This is a genomic window from Candidatus Thermoplasmatota archaeon, assembly GCA_035541015.1.
Classification (GTDB): domain Archaea; phylum Thermoplasmatota; class SW-10-69-26; order JACQPN01; family JAIVGT01; genus DATLFM01.
In genome coordinates this window covers 1-4,844 of sequence record DATLFM010000029.1, presented here as the reverse complement: position 1 = coordinate 4,844, position 4,844 = coordinate 1, and the positions used below count along the sequence as shown (strand labels likewise).

Sequence of the window (4,844 nt, the reverse complement as noted above, 5' to 3'; positions counted from 1 at the left end):
AAAGGGCAAGCGGGTAGGGCTCGGGCGCCGGCGCGACCGCGGAGGAGGCGGGCGCGGCCAATCCCGGCAGGAGCAGCAACAACACCAACAGGCGGCCTGCTCGCATTCAAGCGGCCATTGCGGGAGGGCCTACTTGGGGATTGCGGTAGGTCCTGCTGCGATCCGAAGCCTGCGCTCGGGGACGCGACGAAAAGAAAAAGGAGGGCGGAGCCGGAAGGCTCCGCCGGATTCGGTCTTGCGCGGCCCTACGGCGAGCAGAGGCCGTTGACGCCCGAGTCGGTCACTGCGCCGAACTCGTACGCCTTCGAATCGGCCATCAGCGCCGCGTGCGAGAGCGTCTCGTCCTGGTACCAGAACCACACGTAGTCCGCGACCAGGAAGAGCTCTCCCGTGATGATGTTCCGCTCGACGATGTTGCCGCAGAGCAGGTACAGGCCTGGCGTGGCCGTCGGCGTGGCCGGGTTGCCGCCCGTGCTGCCAAGGTCCGTCGCCCACAGACCGCGGAAGCGGATCTGCGTGGTGCCGGGGGCCCAGCGGCCGACCTGGTTGCCGCCGCAGCCCAACGAGAACTCGTTGTTCCAGCAGAAGAACTCCTCGAGCCCGACGACCTCGTTCGAGGCCGTGTACTCGTTGGGGTCAAGCTGGCAGCCGCGGCTGGAGGCCGTGGCGTTGTCGGCCGCAGCCGACGCGGCAGTCGTGACGCAGGCGATGAACGCGTCCGCCGAGACGTCCTCGAGCAAGCGCGCCGTGATGGCGCTGTCGCGCGTGCCGAAGATGGGCACCTGGATCTCTTCGCAGAGCTCTTCGTCCGGCTCCTCCTGGTCGCACTCGGTCTCCTCGGGCGCGTCCTCCTTGGGCACCCACACCGTGTTGAAGCCCACGACGTCCGTCCAGGAGAGCTGCGGGTAGCCGTTGGTCTGCTGCGAGATGCTGCGGTTGGCGTTGATCGGGCGGGGCCCAAAGGTGAAGCCGCCGGTCATCATCGAGTAGACGTCGATGCGCTGGTCCTCCACGATGATGCGGTAGTTGTCGCAGCAGCCGCCTTCCTCGTAGGGGCGCTCGTCGGCCTCGCGCGCGCGCGGGTTCCAGTCGTCGATCACGACGGGGCTCGACTGGCATTGCGTCGGGTCGTCGATGCGCGTGTCCGTCGGGTAGCGCTGCAGGTCCGTGTCGTGCTTGCCAAGGAAGCCCACGCGTACGAAGGTCGCCGTGGGGCGCACCGCGCCAAGGACGATCAGGCAGTTCCAGGCGTTGCGACAGTTGGGTTGGTTCGGCTGCGCGCCAAGCTCGCAGTCCGACGACCGGCTCTGGCACTCGGGGGCCGCGTTCTGGCCGCACTGCGGCTTGTACGGGCTGCTGCCGTGGTGCTGCACCCAGACGTCGTCGTAGTAGCCCGTGCCGAAGTCACCATGGCGGTGCTCGACCTGGGGGCCGGGGTTGAAGAAGAACACACCCAGCGCGTTCCGGCTGACGTCGTCGAATTCTCCGCTCGCCCAGTCCGCCGTCGCGGCTGGGATTGCCATTAGAAGGGCGGTGAACAGCGCCGCCCCTGCCACAAGTTTTGCTCGCATTGCCAAATACCTCCCGTTAACTCCCGATTACGGGTGGCCCTGCACCATTCTGCCCGTTCTTAAGGGCTTTCGCGTCACCGTATGCGAGAAACGGCGGATTTCTCAGGACGACGTATGAATTCGTAGCAAGGTGGGGGCATTTGGCGATGGAGCGCGCGTTGCTCGCGCTATGTGATAGGGAAAGGAACGGGCGGGGCCCGGTACGGCCCCGCCCGCTATTTCGGTTCGCTTCGGATCCGCCCTACGGGGAGCAGAGGCCGTTGACGCCCGAGTCGGCCGCAGCGCCGAACTCGTACGCCTTCGAGTCGGCCATCAGCGACGCGTGCGAGAGCGTCTCGTCCTGGTACCAGAACCACACGTAGTCCGCGACCAGGAAGAGCTCTCCCGTGATGATGTTCCGCTCGACGATGTTGCCGCAGAGCAGGTACAGGCCCGGCGTGGCCGTCGGCGTGGCCGGGTTGCCGCCCGTGCTGCCAAGGTCCGTCGCCCACAGCCCGCGGTAGCGGACCGAGATGGCGCCGGGGCCCCAGCGGGCGATCTGGTTGCCGCCGCAGCCCAACGCGAAGTCGTTGTTCCAGCAGAAGAACTCCTCGATCGATACGACCTCGTTCGTGGCCGTGTACTCGTTGGGGTCAAGCTCGCAGCCGCGGCTGGAAGCCGTGGCGTTGTCGGCCGCACCCGAGGCTGCGGTCGTGACGCAGGCGACAAACGTGTTCGCCGAAACGTCCTCGAGCAGGCGGGCCGTGATCGCGCTCTCGCGCGTGCCGAAGACGGGCACCTGGATCTCCTCGCAGAGTTCCTCGTCCGGCTCCTCCTGGTCGCACTCGGTCTCCTCGGGCGCATCCTCGACGGGCACCCACACCGTGTTGAAGCCCACGACGTCCGTCCAGGAGAGCTGGGCGTAGCCGTTGGTCTGCTGCGAGATGCTGCGGTTGGTGCTGATCGGGCGGGGCCCAAAGGTGAAGCCGCCGGTCATCATCGAGTACATGTCGACGCGCTGGTCCTCCACGATGATGCGGTAGTTGTCGCAGCAGCCGCCTTCCTCGTAGGGGCGCTCGTCGGCCTCGCGCGCGCGGGGGTTCCAGTCGTCCAGGACGACCGGGCTCGACTGGCACTGCGTCGGGTCGTCGATGCGCGTGTCCGTCGGGTAGCGCTGCAGATCCGTGTCGTGCTTGCCCAGGAAGCCCACGCGGAAGAAGCTCGCCGTGGGGCGCACCGAGCCAAGGACCGTCAGACAGTTCCAGGCGTTGCGACAGTTGGGTTGGTTCGGCTGCGCGCCAAGCTCGCAGTCCGACGACCGGCTCTGGCACTCGGGGGCCGCGTTCTCGCCGCACTCCGGCTTGTACGGCTTGCTGCCGTGGTGCTGCACCCAGACATCGTCGTAGTAGCCCGTGCCGAAGTCACCGTGCGAGTGTTCCGCCTGGGGACCCGGATTGAAGAAGAACACGCCAAGCGCGTTCCGGCTGACGTCGTTGAAATCTCCGCTTGCCCAATCGGCCATCGCGGCCGGCATCGCCATGATGAGCGCGGTGAAGAGCACCGCGCCACTCAACATCCCTGCCTTCATGTGTGACAAACCTCCCATTCGGGGGCGAGGTGAGCGAGCATTCCGGCTTCATAAACACTTTGGCGGCTCCATATTCGTGTTCGGGAAAGTGTGGTCGGATTCCTGCAGAAAAACCGAGGAAAATCGGTATCTTTCGCGACACTTTGCATCACAAGGTTGGACTCTTGGCATGCCAAAACCTTGGACGGGCCGACGTTGCGGGATCTTGTACGATTCTTGTCCAGGCGCGGTCGATCACGCGGGATCGCTTCGCGGACGCCATTCCATGCCGCGTCCAAAGAGGTCGAGGAGCAGGAGCGCCTCGAGCCCGCGGTCGGAGACGCGGTGCCGCCCCGCATCCTCGACGAGGAAGCCAAGCGCGTGCAGACCCGCGAGGCGCGAGCGCAGGAAATGGGCAAAGCGCGACGAGCGGGCGAGCGAGGCGTGCTGCAGGATGCCGTAGCGCGTTGCGGATCGCTCGCGGCGAAGCGCGAGGTGGAGGTCGACGAAGTCGCTCAGCGTGAAGGGGCCCGCGCCAAAGGCGCGCTGGATGTGGTGGAGGTCGAGCCCGAAGGCGAGCTTTCCGGCAAACGCGCTTCGCGTGCGAAGGAAGGTCGCAAGCGTGCCGCGGGACAGCGCGCCGCGCCACCGGTACACGCGGACGCCGCGAAGTCCCGTGCCCTCGAACTCGAGGACGCCTTCGCGCGAGAGCTCCTCCAAGAGGTCGGCGACCCGGTGCGAGGTCACGCCGAAGAACTCCGAGACCTGGTCCGTCATGGCCTCGGGGTTGGCGCTCTCCGAGACGAGCAGGCGGCGGACCTTGCGCGAGGTGAAGCGGCCAAAGCTCGGGGGAAGCTGCCCTCCGTGGTCGTTTCCCGCGCCCAGGCGCGCCCACTCGCCGTACAAGTGGAGCTTGAGCACGAGCTGGAGGGCGTCGGCCTCGTCCATCCCTCCAGGCGAAACGGCCATCGTCAGGGACCTCTCACGCATGGTCGCAGCTTCCGCTGGCGCCGGCTACGTACTCGGAAATCCCCTTTATAATTTGGCGCGAAGGAGCCTTCGCCAAGACCCCCGCGCGTGCCTCCCAGGGAAAGCCCGAGCTTGCTGCGGCGCAAAGCGCCGACCCCTACCGTGGCCGACCTTCCTGGCCCGCAACGAAACGAGACCGATATATAACCGACGGAAAATAGCAGTGACGGGATGCACCGATGATGACTCGCAATTTCGAAAAGCGCGACTTCAAGCGCTGGTTCTTCTACATGGACGTCCTCGTCCTGGGCGTTTTCGCGCTTGCGCTTGTGATGCTCGTCCGCGACGCCTACGCGGCGGGCTTCTACGAAGCCGTCGCGGCGACCGACTTCTACGGCACGCACTTCTGGGCCATGGTGCGCGACGTCGCCTTCCTCGTCGCCGCGCTCTCGTGGATTTTCTATCGATACTTCAAGACGACCGTGCGCACGCTTGCGGACCCTTGGACCTGACCGCAGGCGACCAAGAATTTACTGCGCATATGCGCAGGAAACCCTGCGCCCGGTTCTCATCCCGGAAACCCGCGGCCCCCGCTGAACGGGATCGCTTAAGCGCGCCCGCCCGAGATCGCCCGCTCACTTCGTTTGCGGACCTCGGCCCACGCCAATGGACCCGCCGCGCCTGCGGCGCGGCGGGTCAATACGCGCCCGCCGAGATTCGAACTCGGGTCTGAAGGTCCGGAGCCTCCTGTCCTATCC

Annotated in this window: 4 protein-coding genes; 1 reads left to right on the top strand and 3 read right to left on the bottom strand. The window is 66.3% G+C overall.

All coding sequences use genetic code 11. The features are described 5' to 3' along the window. Positions 1 to 245: 245 nt before the first annotated feature. The 3 genes from VM681_02710 to VM681_02700 form a co-directional block, all read right to left on the bottom strand. Complete coding sequence (locus VM681_02710) at positions 246 to 1,523, bottom strand: hypothetical protein (protein HVL86908.1); 1,278 nt, start codon at positions 1,521 to 1,523, stop codon at positions 246 to 248. A gap of 289 nt (positions 1,524 to 1,812) precedes the next feature. Then, positions 1,813 to 3,138 carry a hypothetical protein gene (locus VM681_02705; protein HVL86907.1) on the bottom strand — a complete coding sequence of 442 codons (1,326 nt, stop codon included), beginning with the start codon at positions 3,136 to 3,138 and terminating at the stop codon, positions 1,813 to 1,815. Positions 3,139 to 3,372: 234 nt separating this feature from the next. Beyond that, the gene (locus tag VM681_02700; protein HVL86906.1) at positions 3,373 to 4,107 is read right to left on the bottom strand and encodes a hypothetical protein; all 735 of its coding nucleotides are present in this window, start codon (positions 4,105 to 4,107) and stop codon (positions 3,373 to 3,375) included. A gap of 221 nt (positions 4,108 to 4,328) precedes the next feature. Between VM681_02700 and VM681_02695 the strand changes: the two genes are divergently transcribed. After that, the gene (locus tag VM681_02695) at positions 4,329 to 4,598 is read left to right on the top strand and encodes a hypothetical protein (protein ID HVL86905.1); all 270 of its coding nucleotides are present in this window, start codon (positions 4,329 to 4,331) and stop codon (positions 4,596 to 4,598) included. Positions 4,599 to 4,844 lie beyond the last annotated feature (246 nt).

Excerpts from the sequence above, each read along its gene's own strand:
- VM681_02695 (HVL86905.1), top strand. The coding sequence starts at position 4,329 with ATGACTCGCAATTTCGAAAAGCGCGACTTCAAGCGCTGGTTCTTCTAC.
- VM681_02705 (HVL86907.1), bottom strand. The coding sequence starts at position 3,138 with ATGAAGGCAGGGATGTTGAGTGGCGCGGTGCTCTTCACCGCGCTCATC.
- VM681_02710 (HVL86908.1), bottom strand. The coding sequence starts at position 1,523 with ATGGCAATCCCAGCCGCGACGGCGGACTGGGCGAGCGGAGAATTCGAC.
- VM681_02700 (HVL86906.1), bottom strand. The coding sequence starts at position 4,107 with ATGCGTGAGAGGTCCCTGACGATGGCCGTTTCGCCTGGAGGGATGGAC.